The organism is Bradyrhizobium sp. AZCC 2289, from assembly GCF_036924615.1.
Classification (GTDB): Bacteria; Pseudomonadota; Alphaproteobacteria; order Rhizobiales; family Xanthobacteraceae; genus Bradyrhizobium.
In genome coordinates, this window is sequence record NZ_JAZHRY010000001.1 from 9,859,434 (window position 1) to 9,879,006 (window position 19,573).

At 62.2% G+C, this 19,573-nt stretch carries 21 protein-coding genes and 1 pseudogene; 11 read left to right on the forward strand and 11 right to left on the reverse strand.

The window, feature by feature from the left end; genetic code table 11:
- Positions 1-173 precede the first annotated feature (173 nt).
- The gene (locus V1289_RS46370; protein ID WP_334406289.1) at positions 174-1,631 is read left to right on the forward strand and encodes an alkaline phosphatase family protein; all 1,458 of its coding nucleotides are present in this window, start codon (positions 174-176) and stop codon (positions 1,629-1,631) included.
- Between the two features lie 27 nt (positions 1,632-1,658).
- On the opposite strand, the gene V1289_RS46375 is transcribed toward V1289_RS46370, so the two are convergent.
- Positions 1,659-1,787, reverse strand: a complete 129-nt coding sequence (locus V1289_RS46375) for a hypothetical protein (RefSeq protein ID WP_309177009.1) — start codon at positions 1,785-1,787, stop codon at positions 1,659-1,661.
- 88 nt (positions 1,788-1,875) lie between these two features.
- Here V1289_RS46375 and V1289_RS46380 point away from each other — a divergent pair, with 88 nt between their 5' ends.
- The gene (locus tag V1289_RS46380; RefSeq protein WP_334406291.1) at positions 1,876-2,409 is read left to right on the forward strand and encodes a DUF3828 domain-containing protein; all 534 of its coding nucleotides are present in this window, start codon (positions 1,876-1,878) and stop codon (positions 2,407-2,409) included.
- A 63-nt stretch (positions 2,410-2,472) separates the two neighbouring features.
- Here V1289_RS46380 and V1289_RS46385 read toward each other — a convergent pair whose 3' ends face one another.
- A complete protein-coding gene (locus V1289_RS46385; RefSeq protein ID WP_334406292.1) occupies positions 2,473-2,877 on the reverse strand; it encodes an SPW repeat protein in 405 nt (134 codons plus the stop codon).
- Between the two features lie 156 nt (positions 2,878-3,033).
- Complete coding sequence (locus V1289_RS46390) at positions 3,034-3,993, reverse strand: tetratricopeptide repeat protein (RefSeq protein WP_334406293.1); 960 nt, start codon at positions 3,991-3,993, stop codon at positions 3,034-3,036.
- Positions 3,994-4,116: 123 nt separating this feature from the next.
- Here V1289_RS46390 and V1289_RS46395 point away from each other — a divergent pair, with 123 nt between their 5' ends.
- Together V1289_RS46395 and V1289_RS46400 are read left to right on the forward strand one after the other, a co-directional pair.
- A complete protein-coding gene (locus V1289_RS46395; RefSeq protein WP_334406294.1) occupies positions 4,117-5,469 on the forward strand; it encodes an IS1182 family transposase in 1,353 nt (450 codons plus the stop codon).
- Positions 5,470-5,549: 80 nt separating this feature from the next.
- On the forward strand, positions 5,550-5,828 hold the full coding sequence (locus V1289_RS46400) for a GNAT family N-acetyltransferase (RefSeq protein ID WP_074276644.1): 279 nt from the start codon (positions 5,550-5,552) through the stop codon (positions 5,826-5,828).
- 64 nt (positions 5,829-5,892) lie between these two features.
- Here the strand turns inward: V1289_RS46400 and V1289_RS46405 are convergent.
- Positions 5,893-6,683, reverse strand: a pseudogene (locus tag V1289_RS46405) (fumarylacetoacetate hydrolase family protein).
- Between the two features lie 104 nt (positions 6,684-6,787).
- Positions 6,788-7,189, reverse strand: a complete 402-nt coding sequence (locus V1289_RS46410; protein ID WP_334406296.1) for a DUF3597 domain-containing protein — start codon at positions 7,187-7,189, stop codon at positions 6,788-6,790.
- Between the two features lie 298 nt (positions 7,190-7,487).
- Between V1289_RS46410 and V1289_RS46415 the strand changes: the two genes are divergently transcribed.
- A complete protein-coding gene (locus tag V1289_RS46415) occupies positions 7,488-8,402 on the forward strand; it encodes a DUF2189 domain-containing protein (protein ID WP_334406298.1) in 915 nt (304 codons plus the stop codon).
- 229 nt (positions 8,403-8,631) lie between these two features.
- Positions 8,632-9,447 (forward strand): lytic murein transglycosylase, encoded by an 816-nt coding sequence (locus V1289_RS46420; protein WP_334406300.1) that lies wholly within the window; start codon positions 8,632-8,634, stop codon positions 9,445-9,447.
- Positions 9,448-9,506: 59 nt separating this feature from the next.
- Here the strand turns inward: V1289_RS46420 and V1289_RS46425 are convergent, their stop codons facing one another.
- Positions 9,507-9,836 carry a hypothetical protein gene (locus tag V1289_RS46425; RefSeq protein WP_334406302.1) on the reverse strand — a complete coding sequence of 110 codons (330 nt, stop codon included), beginning with the start codon at positions 9,834-9,836 and terminating at the stop codon, positions 9,507-9,509.
- An 829-nt stretch (positions 9,837-10,665) separates the two neighbouring features.
- Here V1289_RS46425 and V1289_RS46430 point away from each other — a divergent pair.
- The 4 genes from V1289_RS46430 to V1289_RS46445 all read left to right on the forward strand — a co-directional run bounded on the left by V1289_RS46430 (position 10,666) and on the right by V1289_RS46445 (position 14,037).
- Positions 10,666-10,818 carry a DUF1127 domain-containing protein gene (locus V1289_RS46430; RefSeq protein WP_074278622.1) on the forward strand — a complete coding sequence of 51 codons (153 nt, stop codon included), beginning with the start codon at positions 10,666-10,668 and terminating at the stop codon, positions 10,816-10,818.
- 199 nt (positions 10,819-11,017) lie between these two features.
- Positions 11,018-12,451 (forward strand): methylenetetrahydrofolate--tRNA-(uracil(54)-C(5))-methyltransferase (FADH(2)-oxidizing) TrmFO, encoded by a 1,434-nt coding sequence (gene trmFO / locus V1289_RS46435; RefSeq protein ID WP_334406304.1) that lies wholly within the window; start codon positions 11,018-11,020, stop codon positions 12,449-12,451.
- A gap of 4 nt (positions 12,452-12,455) precedes the next feature.
- Complete coding sequence (locus V1289_RS46440) at positions 12,456-13,592, forward strand: serine/threonine protein kinase (protein ID WP_334406306.1); 1,137 nt, start codon at positions 12,456-12,458, stop codon at positions 13,590-13,592.
- Between the two features lie 163 nt (positions 13,593-13,755).
- The gene (locus V1289_RS46445) at positions 13,756-14,037 is read left to right on the forward strand and encodes a DUF1488 family protein (protein WP_309177021.1); all 282 of its coding nucleotides are present in this window, start codon (positions 13,756-13,758) and stop codon (positions 14,035-14,037) included.
- 14 nt (positions 14,038-14,051) lie between these two features.
- On the opposite strand, the gene V1289_RS46450 is transcribed toward V1289_RS46445, so the two are convergent.
- From V1289_RS46450 to yajC, 5 genes are all read right to left on the reverse strand, one after another.
- A complete protein-coding gene (locus V1289_RS46450; RefSeq protein WP_334406308.1) occupies positions 14,052-14,912 on the reverse strand; it encodes a phytoene/squalene synthase family protein in 861 nt (286 codons plus the stop codon).
- Complete coding sequence (locus V1289_RS46455) at positions 14,909-15,304, reverse strand: Mth938-like domain-containing protein (protein ID WP_334406310.1); 396 nt, start codon at positions 15,302-15,304, stop codon at positions 14,909-14,911. Before V1289_RS46455 ends, V1289_RS46450 begins: the two co-directional genes overlap by 4 nt.
- Before the next feature lie 67 nt (positions 15,305-15,371).
- A complete protein-coding gene (gene secF, locus V1289_RS46460) occupies positions 15,372-16,376 on the reverse strand; it encodes a protein translocase subunit SecF (RefSeq protein WP_309177024.1) in 1,005 nt (334 codons plus the stop codon).
- A gap of 12 nt (positions 16,377-16,388) precedes the next feature.
- On the reverse strand, positions 16,389-17,996 hold the full coding sequence (gene secD / locus V1289_RS46465; protein WP_334406312.1) for a protein translocase subunit SecD: 1,608 nt from the start codon (positions 17,994-17,996) through the stop codon (positions 16,389-16,391).
- A 55-nt stretch (positions 17,997-18,051) separates the two neighbouring features.
- On the reverse strand, positions 18,052-18,417 hold the full coding sequence (gene yajC / locus V1289_RS46470; RefSeq protein WP_309177026.1) for a preprotein translocase subunit YajC: 366 nt from the start codon (positions 18,415-18,417) through the stop codon (positions 18,052-18,054).
- Positions 18,418-18,597: 180 nt separating this feature from the next.
- Here yajC and V1289_RS46475 point away from each other — a divergent pair, with 180 nt between their 5' ends.
- Positions 18,598-19,569: an ATP-binding protein gene (locus tag V1289_RS46475; RefSeq protein ID WP_334406314.1), complete on the forward strand. Its 972-nt coding sequence runs from the start codon at positions 18,598-18,600 to the stop codon at positions 19,567-19,569.
- Positions 19,570-19,573: the final 4 nt, after the last annotated feature.

Genomic DNA, 19,573 nt, shown 5'->3' on the forward strand with positions numbered 1-19,573 from the left:
AGGGCCGCCGGAACCCCGGTTCGCGGCGGCATTTCGAACGCGAATGACGTCGCCGTGATGCGCGCATACGCGGTCATTGTCGAAGTAGTGCCCGCACCACCACAACCATTTTCAGTTGTGCTTCCGGGATCGGCGCATTAGCCTTGTCGATAACCGGCGACAGGGAGGCATCCATGGCATCGCTCGACCACATCATCGTCTTGATGCTGGAGAACAACTCCTTCGACCGGATGCTCGGCGCTTTATTTCCGGAACGGATTGGCGGCGGCGGCATCAAGGGCACCGCGGCCAATCACTGGAATGACGATACCAGTCCGACACCGAAGCCGCCGATCCGGCACGTCATGCAGCCGACGATCGCGCGCGCCGTTACGCCCGATCCGATGCACGAGTACCCGAATGTGGCCAACCAGCAGAAGGGTCCGAACCTCGGCTTCGTAACCGATTTCGCCACCACCTACCCCGCGACCGACTGGATGCAGCGCCAGGAGATCATGGGCTACTATGACGACGGCGTACTTCCCAATCTGCATACGCTGGCCAAGCAGTACACGGTTTGCGACCGCTGGTTTTCGTCGATGCCGGGGCCGACATGGCCCAACCGCGTCTTCGTGCACACCGGGACCTCGCTCGGCTACACCACCAACAGCATCGGCAATAATTGGGACCAGTGGACGCTGTATGATCTGCTCGGCGACAACGGCATCTCCTGGAAAATCTATTACGGCGACGGCGATGTGTCGCAGACGCTTGTTCTGAAGCACGTGCCCTGGGTCGACCCGATGCGGTACTTTTATCTCGCCGCTCAGGGTGCTGAGACGGAATTCCCGCAGTACTGTTTCATCGAGCCGAATTACGGGACGTTTCCGTGGGACAAGGTCTCGCAAAACGATCAGCACCCGCTGTCAGATGTGTTTCGCGGCGAACAGCTGATCTGGGATGTCTACAATGCGCTGCGCGGCAACGATGCGCTCTGGCAACGCTCGCTGCTGGTCATCACCTACGATGAGCACGGCGGCTTCTACGACCACGTCGATCCGCCGGCCGCGGTACGCCCCGACAATCGCACCGACGCCACCGGCTTCAAGTTCGACAGGCTCGGCCTGCGCGTGCCCACCATCCTGCTGTCGCCGTGGCTGGATCAGGGCGTCATCAACGATACCTTCGATCACACCAGCCTGCTGAAATTCCTGCTCGACAAGTGGAACCTGACAAATCTGCTCGGCGATCGCGTTGGTTCGGCCAGCACAAATACGTTCGCCAAATATCTCCGCAACACGCCGCGGCAGACCTACAATCTGTTGCCGAAATCGAACATCCCGACGCTGCACGCGACGCCGGAAAGCACCGAGCTATCGGACAATCAGAGATCGATGATCGAACTCGGGCATCATCTTGCAGCGCAAATCAGCGAGCCGAGCGTCCGCACGGCAATGATGACGCGGTCAGCGGCGCGCACGCCGAGGGATGAAGCGCAGCTTGCGGTGGAGCAGTTCCGCTCGTTCATGATCGACCGGGCGAAGCATCCGACCAAACCGAAGCCATTGCCGAAGAAGAAAAAGGCGCCAGCCAGGAAAGCGAGGAAAACCGCGAAGGCCAGAAAAACAACGAAGCGCCGGGCGAAGAAGTAGCGCCCGCATGACCTCGCCGGACAGCGTCTAGCGCAGCCCGGTCCCTTTGCAGCGCTGGCACTTCACCACCTTGTCGCCCTTCTTCAGGAGGCCCTTGCCCTCGCAATTCTTGCATTTCTGCTTCTTCTTGATGTTGGGGCCCTTTTCATTGGCCATGGCAGCCTCCCGGCGACGGATTCGCTGCTATCACCATGATGCAGGCACGCATCCCCGTCCATAAGCACGCACCCGATTTGAGGACTCCATGGTTAGCCGTCGACAACTGATTTTCACCGCAACCGCCGGGCTATTCGCCAACGTTTCGGCACGCCGGGCATTGGCGGCACCGCCCGCAGCGAGCGATCCCGTTGCCATCGTCACCGCCATCTACACCCGCGCGGCCAAGGGCAAAGGCGATGGCGGCGGCGCGTTCGTGATCGAGAACAAGGCGGCAAAGGCAAAATATTTGTCGAAATCGCTGGTCGAATTATGGGCGAAGGCCGATGCCCACACCCCGAAGGGCGACGTCGGCCCTGTGGACTTTGATCCCGTCACAAACTCGCAGGAGCCGGACGTCAAATCGTTCAAGGTGGTGGCTACAAGCCTGGAGGCGGAAAAGGCCGTGATCGCCGTCACCATCGCCGGCCGCAACACCCCGACGCGCAAGCCCGCCGATCAGACCGTGCGATACGACTTCGTGCGCGACGCCGGCGACTGGAAGATCGACGATATCAAGGGTAGCAGCGACGGCGAACCATGGTCGATCCGCGACATGCTCACGGGGTCGCTCAAGAACTAGCGGATGTTCAGTCAACGGACGACCTGCCGGTCAACAGCCAACCGGCAGGCCCGTCGCAAGGTGCTACTGCGAATGCCTGGCGAGTTCCTGATCGCTCAGGCGCCAGTCCTGCCATAGCTGCAGCGCACCCAGCAAAACCACCAATCCGCCCAGCGTCGCGTGCCAAAACCGGAGCATGGTGTCGGCGGAATAGCCGAAGATGAAGGGTGAAGCGATCAGCCACAGGCCGAGCACGATAGCCGCCCCCTCCTCCCACCGCTGCAGTGCGACATATTCGAGTTGGGCGACACCAAAGACCAGCATGCCGACCACAAACGCATTGAGGATCATGTGGCTACGTTCGGCATCGACGATCTCTTGGCTGGCCTGCACCGGAAACCATGGCGAGATCAGGATCAGCACGCCAAGCAGCATGCCGAACCAGTCCTCCCACGGTCGATGCGTACTGAAGAAGCGAAAATCCGACATGGTAGACCTCCCTTTGAAAAGAGGCATACGTCAGCAGCCGGCGATCATGACACTCCGATATCAAACGACCATCCGGCCGCTTCGGGGGCGTATGTCTTCAGAAGACGTAGGTAAAGTGTGACCGCTTGCAAGGCCCGCCGGCCGCGATTTTGCCGTCTATTGCGCGGCGCCGAGCTGCTGCAGCCCGTCGCGCGCGGTGCGCAGGCCGGGGCTGATCTCCAGCGCTTTGCGAAAATCCGCAATCGCGCCGGCCTTGTCACCAAGCCGCAGCTTGGCCTGGGCGCGGTTGTTCCACGAATAGGCGTCGGCCGGATCGTATTGCAGCGCCTTGTCGTAGTCGGCAAGACCGCCCTTGTTGTCGCCTTGGTACAGCCGGATCATTCCGCGATTGCGCCAGCCGCGGGCATCGGTCGGCGCGATCCTGGCCGCCTCGCCATAGTCGGCGGCGGCGCGATCGAGCTGCTCGGTATCGCGGTAGACATTGCCGCGGTTGATGTAGGCAAGCGCGTCGGGCCTGAGCTTGATCTGCATGGTGTAATCGGCGAGCGCATGGACGGTGTCGCGCTTGCGCTGATAGGCGTAGCCGCGATTGCCATAGGCGATGGCGAGCGATGGGTTGTATTTGATGGCGGCGTTGAAGTCGGCCAGCGCGCGGTCGAGGTCGCCCTTGCCCAACCAGGCGTCGCCGCGGTTGTTGTAGGCCAGCGCAAACGTCGGATCGATGCGGATCGCCTCGTCATAATCGGCCATGGCGTGGTCGAAATCGCGCTTGAAGGCGTAGACGCGGCCGCGATTGGTGTAAGCGCAGGGATAGGCCGAATCGATCCGGATCGCCTCATTGAGGTCGGCCAGCGCGGCATCGAGCTGGCGCTGTTCGGTGAGGCCGTAGCCAAGGTTGCAATAGGCGCCGGCGAGCTTGCTGCCGGTCTCCGTCTTGCCGTCGATCACGGCACTGCAGGCCGTCACCCTGTCTTCGGCCGTGGTGGTGGCACCGATGCAGCTCTGCCAGAGCTGCTCGTTCCTGGTCTGGTCGCCTTCTGCGGATGCGGCAGACGGGTGCGCGAATGTCAGGGCTGCGCCCACGAGCGATGCGGTCAGGCAGGTAAAAAAACGCATTCAGGCAATCCATGCGGCCGATTTCCCTTTGGTCGCGGGTTTGCCCTGGCGGGTTCGAAAGCCTAGGAGCCTGTCCGAATAGCGGCTGTTCAATTCTGAGCGAGTCTGATTCAACCTTGGGCTATGAGCAAGTATTTTCGCCCCTGGAATATCGATCAGACGCTGCTTCTGCCGCCGAATGTGCAGGACTTCGTGCCGAAAGGCCATGTCTCGCGGTTTATCGTTGAACTGGTGCGGGAGAGCCTCGATCTCAAGGAGATCACGGGCAGCTATGTGAGCGGGCTCGGGCAGCCGCCGTTTGACCCGCGCATGATGGCGGCGCTTCTGCTGCACGGCTATGCGAGTGGGCTGTATTCGTCGCGGCGGATCGCGAAGGCCTGCCGCGAACGGAATGATTTTGTGATGATTGTGGCGCTCGATCCGCCGGATTTTCGCACGATCAGCGACTTCCGCAAGCGGCATTTGAAGGCGCTCGGCGCGCTGTTTCTGCAGGTTCTGAAGTTGTGCGAGACGGCAGGGTTGGTCAAACTCGGCCATGTCGCGCTTGATGGCACGAAGATCAAAGCGAACGCGTCGAAACATAAAGCGATGAGTTATGAGCGCATGAAGAAACGCGAGGCGGAATTGAAAGCCGAGGTCGCTCGCATGCTGGCGGCCGCCGAGGCGGCGGATGCCGAGGAAGACGAGACTTTCGGTAAGGACAAGCGCGGCGACGAGATGCCGGATTGGGCCGGCGACAAGCAGAAACGGCTGGCGAAGATCCAGCAGGCGATGGCGGCGCTGGAGGCGGATGCCAAGCTGGCGGCGGAGGAAGAGCGTCGCATCGAGGTCGAAAAGGAACAGCAGCGCCAAGTCGAAGGCCGCAAGAAGCCGGGCAAACCGGCGGCGCCGCCATCGGACCAACCTGATCCCAAGTCGCAACGCAACTTCACCGATCCGGAAAGCCGCATCATGAAGTCGAAGGATGGCTTCGTTCAGGCCTACAATGCCCAGGCCGCCGTCGACGCAGGCGCCCAGATCATTGTCGCGCACGAACTGACGCAGTGCGGCAACGATAAGGGCCAGCTGGTGCCCCTGATCGTTGCCATCGAGAACAATCTCGGCCGCAAGCCGGAGCAGGCCTCGGCGGACTCCGGCTACTGCAGCGAATCCAATCTCGAAGCGCTCGAAGCACACGGCGTTGACGGCTATGTCGCGCCCGGACGCGCCAAGCACCCGACAGCAGCGAACGGAAAAATCGGCGGACCGCTGACCCAACGGATGCGAAAGAAGATCGACGACGGCGGCTTCGAAACACCCTACCGATTGAGAAAGCAAGTAGTGGAACCGGTGTTCGGACAGATCAAACAGGCGCGCGGCTTCCGCCAGTTCCTGTTGCGGGGCGTAGAGAAAGTGCGGGCCGAATGGGCCATCATCTGCACCACCCACAACCTCCTGAAGCTGTTCACCCTCGCAAACGCAGCCTCAGCCGGCTAACCTGCAACAATGCCCATCGCAACGCCTATCTGGACGGGCTCCTAGATGAATGAAGAAGACCTCTCACCGAAAGCAAGGCCATGGCGACCGAATCCGTCCGCGACAACAAGACCCAAAACCGCTTCGAACTCGACGTCGAAGGTACCGTGGCATTTGCGAATTACCGCCTGACGCCGGCTGCAGTCATCATCACCCACACCGAAACCCCGCGCGCGCTGCGCGGCCGCGGCATCGCTTCCGAACTGGTCAAGGGCGCACTGGAACTGATCCGCGCCGACGGACGCAAGGTGATCGCCGGCTGCGGCTTCGTGGTGGATTATCTGCGAAAGCATCCGGAGTTTGCGGATCTGACCGCGTAATCCAGCACGACCGCCGTCATTCCGGGGCGCGCACCAGCACGGACCCGGAATGACGCTGAGGTATTTACGTAATCCTGATCGACATATCCGGCAGGCCTTCGAGCTTGCACAACAGCACATCGCCCTTCACGACCGGACCGACATTTTCCGGCGTGCCGGAATAGATGATGTCGCCGGCCTTCAGCTCGAACGCTTCGGACAATTTGGCGATCTGCTCGGACACGCTCCAGATCATGTTCTGCAGGTCCGAGCTCTGCTTGACGGTGCCGTTGATCGCAAGCGAGATCGCGCCCTTGGTGAATGGCCGGTCCTGGTCGCGGGGTGGATCGGGCCGATCACGGCGGCATGGTCAAAACTCTTGCCGATTTCCCAGGGCTTCTTTTCCGCGGCCATGCCGTTTTGCAGGTCGCGCCGGGTCATATCGAGACCGAGCGCGTAGCCGTAGACATGCTCGAGCGCTTTCTCGGCTGGAATATTGGCGCCGCCCGATTTCAGCGCGGCCACCAGCTCGACCTCATGGTGATAGTTCTTGGTCAGCGATGGATAGGGATGATCGGCGACGGTGCCGACCGCCACGTTCTGGATCGCGTCGGTTGGCTTCTGGAAGAAGAACGGCGGCTCGCGGGTCGGATCGGAGCCGCGCTCTATCGCGTGCGCGGCATAATTGCGCCCGATGCAATAGATGCGGCGGACCTGAAACACATCGGTCTCGCCGACGATCGGGACGGTCGTCGCCGGAACCGGAAACATCGCCTTCGGGCCGGCTTGTGCTCCGGCAGGCCGGCTTTGTGCCGTGGCGCCTGCCAGCGCCAGCGCGCCCGACGCGAGGATGGTTCTGCGGTCAATCCTGTTCATGGGTATTCTCCCTTTTCATTTCATTGTTCCGGTTCGACACAAGGACGGCTTGCACGAAAAAGCCCGCGGCGTCGCGGGCCTTTAACGCACTCAAGGCGATGATCTCAATGCTTGATTTCCGGCGGCAGCTTGCCGCCGTTTGCGGCGAGCTTCGTCATCACCTGCTTGTGCAGCCAGATGTTCATGCTCGCGGAATCGTTGCTGTCGCCGGTGTAGCCGAGCTCCTTGGCCAGCTCCTTGCGCGCGGCAAAGCTCGAATCGATGTCAAGCGCCTTCATCAGGTCGACGATCGAGGTGCGCCATTCCAGCTTCTCGCCCTTGGCGGCCACCGCCTTGTCCAGGATGGGAGCAACGTCGACGGTTTGCGCAGGTGCTGCCGCCGGTGCCGCGGACGGCGATCCTCCGGTGGATCCGCCAGCAGGTGCTGCCGCCGCACCGCCGCCAGCGGGCGCTGCGGTAGGCGCGCTGCCGAAGATCGCGCTCATGATTTTTCCGAAAATGCTCATCATTCGCTCCCAGTGGACTTGAAGATGGAGTGATTCTCTTGCGGCACTTTTTGACCGGCAGCCTGACCGGTATCGCGTTTCGAGTTTACCCAGCCGGGCGAGACTTGCCAATGCGACATTCACCGAAGCGTGAGTGCTTCTGTCCCGGTTTGGGAGTACGCTGTTCACTCAGTTCGCGACATGGCCCGTTCCACTTTCCTGTCTTCGCGTCTGGCCTGATCGTGATCAATTCGAGAAACGGCACGTTTGTGCGCCTCTCGCGCGCGCAAAATGCGACCGCCGAAGGGAGACGACGACCATGGCCACTCAAATTCAAGGCAATGTCACATCACTGACGCAGACCGGACAAGATGCCGCGGCTGCGCCAGTCATCCGAACCATCGGCCTCTCCGATCTGCACCGCGCCTTGCAGCTCGGCTGGGAGGATTTCAAGGCGGTGCCAAGCCACGCCGTCATCCTGTGCGTGATCTACCCCGTGCTCGGATTGGTGATCGCGCGCACGGTGCTGGGTTATGCCGTGCTGCCGCTGCTGTTTCCGCTGGCCGCCGGATTCGCCCTGCTCGGCCCGTTTGCAGCACTCGGCCTTTATGAATTGAGCCGCCGTCGCGAGAACGGAGAAGAAGCGTCCGCGTGGAACGCGATCGACGTGCTCCGGTCACCCTCATTCGGCGCGATGCTCGGGCTCGGCGTGCTCTTGTTTGCCCTGTTCGTGACCTGGATCGCCACCGCCCAAGCCATTTACATCGCCGCATTCGGTTACGAGACCGCGGCGGGAATTCCGGATTTTGCAGAGCGCGTGCTCACCACGCCGCAGGGCTGGTGGCTGATCGTGGCGGGCTGCGGCGTCGGCTTTCTGTTCGCGCTGGTCGCGCTTTGTATCAGCGTCGTTTCGTTCCCGCTGATGCTCGATCGGCATGCCGGCGCGGGCGATGCCATGGTGACGTCGCTTCGTGCGGTCGCCAAAAATCCATGGCCGATGGCCGTCTGGGGGCTGATCGTCGCGGTGCTGCTGGTTGCGGGATCGCTGCCGTTCTTCCTTGGCCTCGCGATCGTGATTCCGCTGCTTGGCCACGCCACCTGGCATCTCTACCGGGAAGTGATTGAGCCCGAGCTCAATCCACAGCCGCTGCCGCCGCGCCCGCCGCGCGAACGTAAGCCAGCCGCAGATTTCCCGGCTAACCTGTTTCCGTGGCGGCGCAAGGGTGGCGCATGAGCCTTAGGCGCGCTCTCAGGCAGACTGCCGGTTGATTGTAAACCGGCGGTTTGGCATGCGCCGATCCTGATCCAATCAGGCTGCCTACGAATTGGGCGTCGAGGCCGGCGGCGCATTCGCTGCGGTGACGTGGAGCTGGAAGCCTTGTTTTGGCCGCGGTTGCCGCGAACATTTGGTCTGGTTCCGATACTAACGTCGATAGCGAATCGACTTCGGAGTGAACGACCAAATGACCTCTCGCTTTTCCCTCGGCGCTTTTGCGCTGGGTGCGTTGTTCGCGGCCTCGGCGGCGCCGGCGCTTGCGGCGCCCTGCGGCACCGGTACATTCGAAGCCTGGCTCGAGGACTTCAAGAAGGAAGCCGCATCCAAGGGAATATCGCAGCCCGCGATTCAAGCCGGCCTGACCGGCGTGACCCTCGACAAGGCCATCCTGGCGCGCGACCATTCACAGGCGGTGTTCAATCAGACCTTCGAACAGTTTTCCGGCCGCATGGTCCCGCCCCGGCTTGCCCGCGGGTCCAACATGCTCAAGCAGTATGGCTCGGTGCTTGCGCGCATCGAACAGAGCTATGGCGTGCCGGCCGAAGTGCTGGTGGCAATCTGGGGCCTGGAAACCGATTTCGGCGTCAACACCGGGAAATTCCCGACCATGCGTTCGCTGGCGACGTTGGCTTATGACTGCCGGCGCTCCGACATGTTCAAGGCCGAATTGATGGACGCCTTGCGTATTGTCGAACGCGGCGATCTCGCGCCGCAGGAAATGCGCGGCGCATGGGCCGGTGAAATCGGCCAGACCCAGTTCATGCCCTCGTCCTACATAAAATATGCAGTCGATTTCGACGGCAATGGCCGCCGCGATTTGCTGCGGAGTGCGCCCGATGTGCTGGCATCGACCGCGAATTTTCTCGCCAGCTACGGCTGGCAGCGCGGCAAGAACTGGGAGCCCGGAAGTGCCAATTTCGCGGTGATCCAGCAATGGAACAAGAGCGAGGTCTATGCCAGGACCATCGGCTATTTCGCGACCCAACTCGCGCACGCGCCCTAAACAATCAGACCAATGAGAGGGCCGATCGCAAAGCAACCGGCCCCTTCGCGTGCGACGGATTACTTCGCCATGCCGGCGTGCATCGCCTTGCTCAGGTGCATGCCGCATGCACCCATCTTGCCGTTGAGCATCGCGTCCTGCGCCATCGCGATTTCCTTTTGGGCCATGATCTTGCCTTCACCATCAGCCATCGTGTCGATCATGGATTCGGTTTTGGCGAGGTTCGGGCCGCTGCAGCCGCCACCCATCTTGGCAGCGTTGGCGGGAACGACTGCGTAAGCAACGGCGACCATTGCGGCCGCTCCGAGTAATTTATTGAGCATGTTACTTTCCATTTTCTGTTTTTCTTGCACAGACAACGGCGTCATTGCCGGAATCTGCGAAATCATTTTTCGCTGATCCCGGCACCGTTCCGGAATGAATTTCATGCGATAGAAATGTGATCGGCGCCGCGCGCAAAGCCGCATGCGCAACGGCGCTTTTTCATTACGCGTTGGTAAGGAATCGCGGGCGTCGCGAGTCGATCGCACGCACTGATAGATCGGCCCCCCTTGCAGAGCGCGCGCTGTTCATGCGCTTCGTAAGCGCACACAAAAAATTATCAGCACGTCACGCGCGGCGCGGCGCCGACCCGCGGAGATCGATTTGCTGCGAACGCCATCGCCGCCGGCGCTCCAACCCAATCATCAGCGAGGACGATGCACCGTGGAAATATTTCTGCAGTTACGATGGTCCGGTTCCGGATTGACTCGATGGGATGAAAAACACCTGGAGGAATACTCGCGGAACCTAGGGCGCAGTCGGCTGGAAAGAAATGATTTTATATTCATTATTATAGCAAAAACTGCATGCGAATCACGCATGCAGTTTTCATCAAATCCCCTGACCAGCGAGACGGTGCATGGGCATCCGGCTGGCGCGAACTTGATTTTCGGCTATCGAATAATCACTTATTCGTTCGGTAATCGTTGTAGTCGCGATTGCAACGATACCGCGATTATACGGGCCTTTTCCGTCTTATTGGGATTGAGATCGGGCCCTCGGCCGATCAATCGGGCAGCTATGCCGAAAGGTTAATCGATCCTTACCGACGCTATGCGTTTTGGACTTAGCTGCACCGCAACATTGGAACTTCTGCAATGCGGTATGCCGCCCTATATTCATTTCAACGATGAGGCTTTCCTCCAAAGGCTGAATCGAAACTACAAGGAGACTACCATGTTGCTCTCGCTCATCCGCATGATCCAGGCGTTCCGGGACTATCAGCGCAATGTCAGCGAATTGTCCCAGCTCAGCGATCGCGAACTGGCCGATATCGGCCTTGATCGCTCGGACATTCCGCGCGTTGCAGCCGGGAACTATAACGGCTGATCGCTCGTCAGCTGCCTGTTGACGGATAACGCCCGCCTCGCTGCGGGCGTTGTCGTATCCAGGGCGGCGTTTTCGAGCGAAAGCCTGCCCCGGCTTGATCCGGGTGAGCACCGGTTCGCGTAAAGAAAACGCGTCAGAATAAGCTTCGCTGCGGTTGGCGCAGGTGCACTTGGCGAGAAAACGCGCTAACCCTCCGCCCATGACCGCTCAAAAATCCCCAACCCAAACCCTGCACGTGATCGGCGCCGGCCTCGCCGGCTCGGAAGCCGCCTGGCAGATCGCCAATGCCGGCATTGCCGTGGTCCTGCATGAGATGCGTCCGCACCGGATGACCGAGGCGCATCGCACCGAGGGCCTTGCCGAACTCGTCTGCTCCAATTCGTTCCGCTCCGATGACGCCGCCAACAATGCGGTCGGCCTGCTGCACGCCGAAATGCGCCGGCTGGGCTCGCTGATCATGCGCGCCGCCGACGCCAACCAGGTGCCGGCCGGCGGGGCGCTGGCGGTCGACCGCGACGGTTTTTCCGCCGCCGTCACCAAGGCGCTCGGGGATCATCCCCTGATCGAGATCGACCGCGCCGAAATCGCCGGCCTGCCGCCCGCCGAATGGGACAATGTCATCGTAGCCACCGGCCCCCTCACCTCAGCGCCACTGGCGGACGCGGTCCGCCAACTCACCGACGAGAACGCGCTGGCGTTCTTCGATGCGATCGCGCCGATCGTGCACAAGGAATCCATCGACATGTCGGTGGCGTGGTTTCAGTCGCGCTACGACAAGGTTGGGCCCGGCGGTTCCGGCGCCGATTACATCAACTGTCCGATGACGAAAGAGCAGTACGACGCTTTCGTCGACGCGCTGCTGGCCGGCGAGAAGGTCGATTTCAAGGACTGGGAGACCAGTACGCCCTATTTCGACGGCTGCCTGCCGGTCGAGGTGATGGCCGAACGCGGGCGCGAGACGCTACGGCATGGACCGATGAAGCCGGTCGGGCTGACCAACCCCAGGGATCCGACCGTAAAGCCCTACGCCATCGTGCAGCTGCGCCAGGATAACAAGCTCGGCACGCTCTACAATATCGTCGGCTTCCAGACCAAGCTGAAGCACGGCGCGCAGCAGCGCGTATTCCGTACCATTCCAGGCCTCGAGCACGCCGAATTCGCCCGGCTCGGCGGCCTGCATCGCAACACTTTTCTTAATTCGCCGAAGCTTTTAGATCAGCAATTGCGCCTTCGCGCCCAGCCGCGGCTGCGCTTTGCCGGACAGATGACCGGCTGCGAAGGCTATGTGGAATCCGCCAGCATTGGATTGATCGCCGGCCTCTACGCCGCCGCCAACGCCCGTGCGCAGCAACTTGCACCGCCGCCATCGACCACGGCATTGGGCTCGCTGCTCGGCCACATCACCGGCGGCCACATCGAGACCGTCGACGCCGGGCCGCGCTCGTTCCAGCCGATGAACATCAATTTCGGCCTGTTTCCGCCGCTCGCCACGCCTCCGACCAAAAAGCCCGACGGCACGCGGCTGCGGGGCAACGAGAAGACGGTCGCCAAGAAGCAGGCGATGAGCGCCCGCGCGCTTGCCGATCTCGATCGCTGGATCGCCGATCACTTACGCGTGGCGGCGGCGGCGTAACATCATGAGCTTACCCCGGGATGACGCCGCGGTATTGTCGGCGCGATGGACCGAAGGCGTATTGCTGAAGCGCGACGTGTTTTCGACCGTCGAGCGCGGCCGTTTTCGCGATGGTGACGGCGAAGTCGATGCGGTTCTGCGCCGGCTCGATCAGGTGCCGCCATGGTCCTTTGCGCTGGCGCTTCACCTGTTTGCGCGCGAACGCCGCGCGCTGGCGCTGGCGCGCGACCTCGATGTCGGTCCAAGGCTGCTATGGGCGGGAAAGCGCGCGCTGGTGCGCGGCTTCATCGACGGCGTCGCTCTTCATTTGGCCAAACCGCACGGCGACGTCGCCTATTTCCGCTCCGCCAAAGCGGCGCTGCGCCGGCTGCACCGCGCCGGCATCTGCCATAACGATCTGGCCAAGGAACAGAACTGGCTGCGCGGCACCGATGGCCGCGCCTATGTCACCGATTTCCAACTCGCCGCCTGCTTCAAGAGCCGCAGCCGGCTGTTTCGGATCGCGGCCTACGAGGATCTTCGGCATCTCCTGAAACACAAGCGCAGCTACGCGCCGGAAGCACTGACGCCGAGCGAGCGCAAGGTTCTTGCGAAAAAGTCGGCGGTCGCCAGCGTCTGGCTCAAGACCGGCAAGAAAATCTACCAGGCGGTCACTCGCGGCCTGTTCAACTTCACCGACCGCGAAGGCGGCGGCCGGCGGCTGGTCAACGACGCGCCGGTCCTGATCGACCTGATCCGGAAAAACCCGGATGTACGCGATACCGCCATTGTCGCTTTCGCCGACCGGCGCGTCGGCGTCGGGTTGTATGCGTTCGTGGAAGCCGACCAGGCCTCTCTCGAAAAGCAGTTGCGCAGCGAGTTGTCGTCGGCCAAGGGCGTCAAGCCGCCGGAACATATCCAGGTGGTGCACGCCTTGCCGCGCGACAGCGCCGGCAAACCCCGCACCGAGATCCTGCAACTGGTGGCGATGAACCAGATCGACCTGATCGAGCCGATGATGCGCAGCGATGCCGACCGTGAATTCCTGAAGGATATTCTGGAACAGCGAAAAAATCTGCGGGACCGGTTCAATTTCGAGACGGCGGACATGGATACGCCGTCTTCGCACGTTCCGGATGTCATTACCCGCGAAGGCGGGTGATCCATCATTGCGGAGCCGTTGGGGCTGGATCGAGAGGGCGCGGCATACCGGACACTCGCTTTCGGAGCACGACGGCCTTCACTGAGGCTCAACGCCACCGTTCCGTCTCGACAATGCTGCCATGACGAAGGACGATTCGAGGCGGCGCCAACGGGAGCTTTCGATGCCGCTGACGCGTGGCAAAATTGTCGGATATGACACCGAACGCCTGGCGTTCGGATTTACGATGCAAAACGGCGACGACACCGTCCAATGTCAGATCAGCGACGCGGCGATGGACGAGCTTGCGGGCGAAAGGGGAACGCCGAGCATCGCGCGGCAGGCGCAATTCCTGGCCCTGCGGGATTCCGTCGAGCGCATCGCATCCGATTTGTTCGACGCCGGCCCGACCGTCAAAGGCTCCGTGATCAGGATATTCACCAAGCATATCCAAAAACAGACTTGAGGCGTTCGCTGGCCTTACGAAAACTCCGGTGAGCGCGACGCGCGCCACAAGGTCCACAGCGTGCGGAACCGCGAGGTACCGTATGGCACGAACGGATCGTTGTCGGCGCGCGACATCCGTTTCAGGTCGCGCCTGACCAGCGCCAGCGGCAGGAAAATCGGCCTCACCTCCGGTGGCACGCCGGCGAGCAATTCAAACGCCGTATCGACATGGCCCCGCGCCTCGCCGATCAATTGATCGATCGCCGCGCGTACGGGCGGCGTCTGCCTGCCGGAAAACACTTGCTCCATACCGCTGCCGTGGCTTTCCAGCAATTGCAGCGGCACGAACAACTGGCGCCGCGCGGCATCCAGCGGCAGCGCCGCGATCACCTGCGCGATGCCCTGCGCGAGACCCGCATGACGCGCGAGATGCTCGATCTCCTCCGACGGCCGGGCGGCGACGCACGCGGCCAGCGCAAGCAGCGCCGACGAGGTGTCGTTGACGTACCCCTCCAGCGCCGCCATTGACGGCATCGGATCGTTGTAGAGATCGAACTGATGTTCGTCGATCAGCCGGGACAGCGGCTCGACCGGCAGTCCGAAATCGCGGATCGCCAGCAGCAGTTCGGCCGCGACCGGATTACCCTCGACACCGCCATGGCCGGCGCCCGCCAGCATGTCGGTCCACCATTGCAGCCGCATTTCACCCGGCAGCGGCTGGCTGACATGGTCCCGCACCCGGGAAATCTCTGCATTGAAGGCGTAGATCGCAAGCAGCGCGCGGCGTTGGGCCGCCGGGGCGAACAGCGTCGATGCGTAGCGGACGAAATCGTAGGTACGTACCAGATCGGCGCAGAAACCGGCGGAATCCGCATGCGCCTCGGTGCCGCTCATGGCACCGCAATCAGCGCCGCCGCGACACGCCGGCGCTCGCCCATCATGATGTTGTAGGTGCGGATCGCGGGTCCGGTCTGCATCGGGTCCAGCACCACTTTTACCGCGCGCAACGCCTCGCGAAGGCCTCGGGGCGGGATCCAGACTTCCGTTCCAGTGCCGACGATCAGGGTGTCGATGCTGTTGGCCGCCTTGAATACGCGCGCCAACGAAACCTCGTCGATCTCCTCCGGCTTCGTCACCGGCCATGCCCAGATTGCATCCGGCAGGCACAGCAGCGAGCCCCGATGCGACATGTCGGCGAAGACAAAGCCGCCCTTGCCGTAGGCCTCGATCGGCGCCGATCTCGGAAGATGCGGAGCGTCCGAGGGATTTGTTGTTTGCTTGGGCATGATCTTGTCCGAAAACCGGTTCCCACTTTGCGCTAACGCGGCCCGTCGGGTCGGGATCGTGCCCGCGTTACTTCTTCTTCGGCGGTGGTTCCGGCGCTTCGCGATGCGTGCCGACGCCGAGATAGATCAGAATCGGCGCCGCGATGAAGATCGAGGTGTAGGTACCGACCAGCACCACGCCGAACATCATCACCGCGGTGAAGCTGTGGATCGCATGGCCGCCGAACAGCAATAGCGCCAGCAAGGCCAGCGTCACCGTGACGTGGGTGATGATGGAGCGCGACAACGTCGAATTGATGGATTCGTTGAGCAATTGGGGCATCGGCATTTTCTTGTAGCGCCGCAGCATTTCGCGGATTCGGTCATAGATCACGACCGTATCGTTGAGGGAGTAGCCGAGGATGGTCAGCAGCGCCGCGATGCTGGTGAGGTCGAAATCGACCTGTGAGATCGACATGAAGCCGATCGTCAGCACGATATCGTGGACGTTGGCGATCATGGCGCCCAGCGCGAACTGCCATTCGAACCGGAACCAGAGATAGATCAGGATCGCGAAGATCGCGAGCATCAGCCCGAGCATGCCGTAGGCCAGCAATTCACCGGAGACGCGCGGCCCCACCACTTCGACGCGGCGATAATCCACGGCCTCGCCAAGCGCGCCACGGACCTTCTGCACGGCTTCCTGCTGCGCGGCGTCGCCGCCGGGCTGTTCGGCAACCCGGATCAGCACGTCGGCTGGCCCGCCGAACTGCTGCAACTGGACGTCGCCCAGCCCAAGCGTGCTCAGCGTCGCCCGCATCGAGGCAATGTCGGCGGTGCCGGACTTGGCCTGCACTTCCAGGAGCGTGCCGCCCTTGAAGTCGATGCCGAAATTCAGCCCGTGGGTGAAGAACAGCGTGATCGCGAAGATCGACAACAGCGCCGAGATCGGAAAGCTGATGCGGCGAAAGCGCGTGAAATCGAAATGGGTGTTGTCGGGGACGATCCGCAGCGACGGCAGCAGGCCGAGCGCGCTGACCACGGTCAGCACGGCAATCAGGATGCCCAGCGAGATAAGAACGAAATGAGTCAAAGCCGCATTCCCTTAGATCGGCACGCTTTGCGGCCGCTTCCACCGCACCCACCACGCGACGATCAACCGGGTGAGTGTAAAGGCGGTGAAAACCGTGGTGATGATGCCGATGCCGAGCGTGACGGCAAAACCGCGCACCGGACCGGTGCCGATATAGAACAGCACCGCGGCGGCGATGAAGGTGGTGATGTTGGAGTCCAGAATCGTCGACAGCGCGCGCTTGAAGCCGGCGTCGATCGCCGAAATCGCGTTGCGTCCGCCGCGCAGTTCCTCGCGGATGCGCTCGTAGATCAGCACGTTGGAATCGACCGCGATACCGACCGTCAGCACGATGCCGGCGATGCCCGGCAGCGTCAGCGTCGCGTTCAGCAGCGACAACATACCGAAGATCATGGCGACGTTGATGGCGACCGCGACGTTGGCGAACACGCCGAACAGCCGGTAGGTCACCAGCATGAACACGATGACCATGATCGAGCCGACATAGGCCGCCAGTTCACCCTTTTCGATCGAATCCTGGCCGAGGCCCGGACCGACCGTGCGCTCCTCGATGATGGTCAGCGGGGCCGGCAGCGCACCGGCGCGCAACAGAATCGCCAGATCGTTGGCTTGCTGCACGGTAAAGCTGCCGGATATCTGTCCGGAGCCGGCGGTGATCGGTTCCTGGATCACCGGCGCCGAGATCACCTTGCCATCCAGCACGATGGCGAACGGTTCCTTGACGTGTTCGGTTGTCGCCGCCGCGAACTTCCGTGATCCCGAGCTATTGAACTTGAATGAAACGATCGGCTGGTTGGTGCGCTGGTCGAAGCCCGGCTGGGCATCGATCAAGTCGCCGCCCGAGACCAGCACCTGTTTCTTGATCACATAGGGCTGGGGGTTCGACGGGTCAGCGCTGGGCAGCAACTCCGAATCCGGCGGCACGCCGCCCCGTTGCGCCTGATCCGGCGGCACCGTGAGATCGACCATCCGGAATTCCATCTTGGCGGTCTTGCCAAGCAATTCCTTCAGCCGGGTTGGATCTTGCAGGCCCGGCACCTGCACCAGGATGCGATCGTCACCCTGACGCTGGATCAGGGGCTCCACCGTTCCGAGTTCGTTGACGCGACGCTCGACGATCTGGATCGACTGTTCAACCGATTGCCGGATGCGGTCGGTGATCGCTGCCGGAGGGACTGTCAGCCGGATCAACCCACCACCGCCGTCTGCAACGTCAAGACTGCGCTGGCCGCTGGACCCAAGAAGGCCGCCGAGCGGCTGCGACAGCTCGCGCAATTTGGCGAGCGCGGCCGACACGTCCGTATCCTTTGTGATCCGGGCCTCTACGCCGTCGCCGCGGATAGTGATCCCCCCGGTAAAGCCGATCCTTGCGTCACGAAGCACGCGGCGGGCGTCGTCGCGGATCTGGTCGAGCTTTTCTTTCCTGACGTAATTGGAGTCGACTTCCAGCAGCAGCGATGAACCGCCCTGCAGATCGAGGCCGAGCACGATATGGCGCTGTGCCCAGACCGGCCAGGTCTTTACCTTCGCCTCGGGGAAGAAATTCGGAACGGCGCAAAGGCACACCACCAGCGCCGTCAGGATGATCGCCAGCGCCTTCCACCGCGTGAAATACAACATCGAGTTGACCCGTCAGATTCAGGAAAATGGGCCCTCGCGTGCGGGCCACGGAAAATCAGCTCGCGGACGTCTCGTCCTTGGCGGGCTCACTCTTTTCCTTGGCCGGCTCGCCCTTGGCGCGAACGCCCGAAATCATCTGCCGCATCTGCCGCACCCGGACGCCGTCCGAAATCTCGAACTCGATCTGGTCGTCGTCCACGACCTTGGTCACCTTGCCGACCAGCCCGCCGGTCGTGACCACGGTATCGCCGCGGCGGATGTTTTTGACCAGTTCGGCGTGATCCTTCACCTTCTTCTGCTGCGGGCGCAGAATCAGGAAATACATGATGACGAAGATCAGCGCGAACGGCAGCAACGACATCAACATGCTGTTGGCATCGCCACCGGCTGCAGCCTGGGCGTACGCAGGGGTAATCAGCATTCGAACAATCCTCGTGAGACGGGAGAAAACCGGCAGCGCATGGGCGTCTGGCCGGTCCGGGCAAATTCGCGCGGACTATAGCGGCCGCGGTCCCAATTGCAACGCCGCCAGCCCCCTCATTTAGGGCGCTTGCGGGACCTTCCAAGGCCCGATAAGGCTGCGCGGTCAGGAACTGCGAAAATGTCGAAAAAAGCCAAGAAAACAACGTCTCGCGCCACGCCCAAGGCGGCCAAGCAAAGCACGGCAAAAGCCGCGACAAAACGCCCGTCCAGCCCGCCCAGAGACGCGACCGCGGAGCGAATCGCACAGGCGCTGGAGGCCATCGCCGGCCACCTTTCCGCCGCCTCCTCGGCAGCCGAGGGCCCAGAGTCGTTTGCCACCGCCGACGCCTTCGTCTGGCACCCGGATGGGCGGCTGGCACCGGTCCCGCGCGTCAGCCGCGTCGACCTCGGGCTGCTCAAGGGCATCGACCGGATGCGCGATATCCTGATCGAAAACACCGAACGTTTCGCCGATGGCCTACCCGCCAATAATGCGCTGCTGTGGGGCGCGCGCGGCATGGGCAAGTCGTCGCTGGTCAAGGCCACGCATGCCAATATCAACGTCAACCGCAAGCCGGCCGACCGGCTCAAGCTGATCGAGATCCACCGCGAGGACATCGAGAGCCTGCCCGGCCTGATGGACCTGCTTCGCGCATCCGATTTCCGCTTCATCGTGTTCTGCGACGACCTTTCCTTCGACGGCAACGACGCCTCCTACAAATCGCTGAAGGCGGTGCTGGAGGGCGGCATCGAGGGACGCCCGGACAATGTGATCCTGTACGCGACCTCGAACCGTCGGCATCTCCTGGCGCGCGAGATGATCGAGAACGAACGCTCGACTGCGATCAATCCCGGCGAAGCGGTCGAGGAGAAGGTGTCGCTGTCGGATCGCTTCGGCCTGTGGCTCGGCTTCCACCGCTGCAGCCAGGATGAATATCTGGCGATGGTCAGGGGCTATTGCGCGCATTTCGACATCAAGCTCGCCGACGACGATCTGGAACGCGAGGCGCTGGAATGGTCGACCACGCGCGGGTCGCGCTCCGGCCGCGTCGCCTGGCAGTTTACGCAGGAACTGGCGGGACGCCTGGGTTTGCGGCTGAAGGCGAACTAGACCC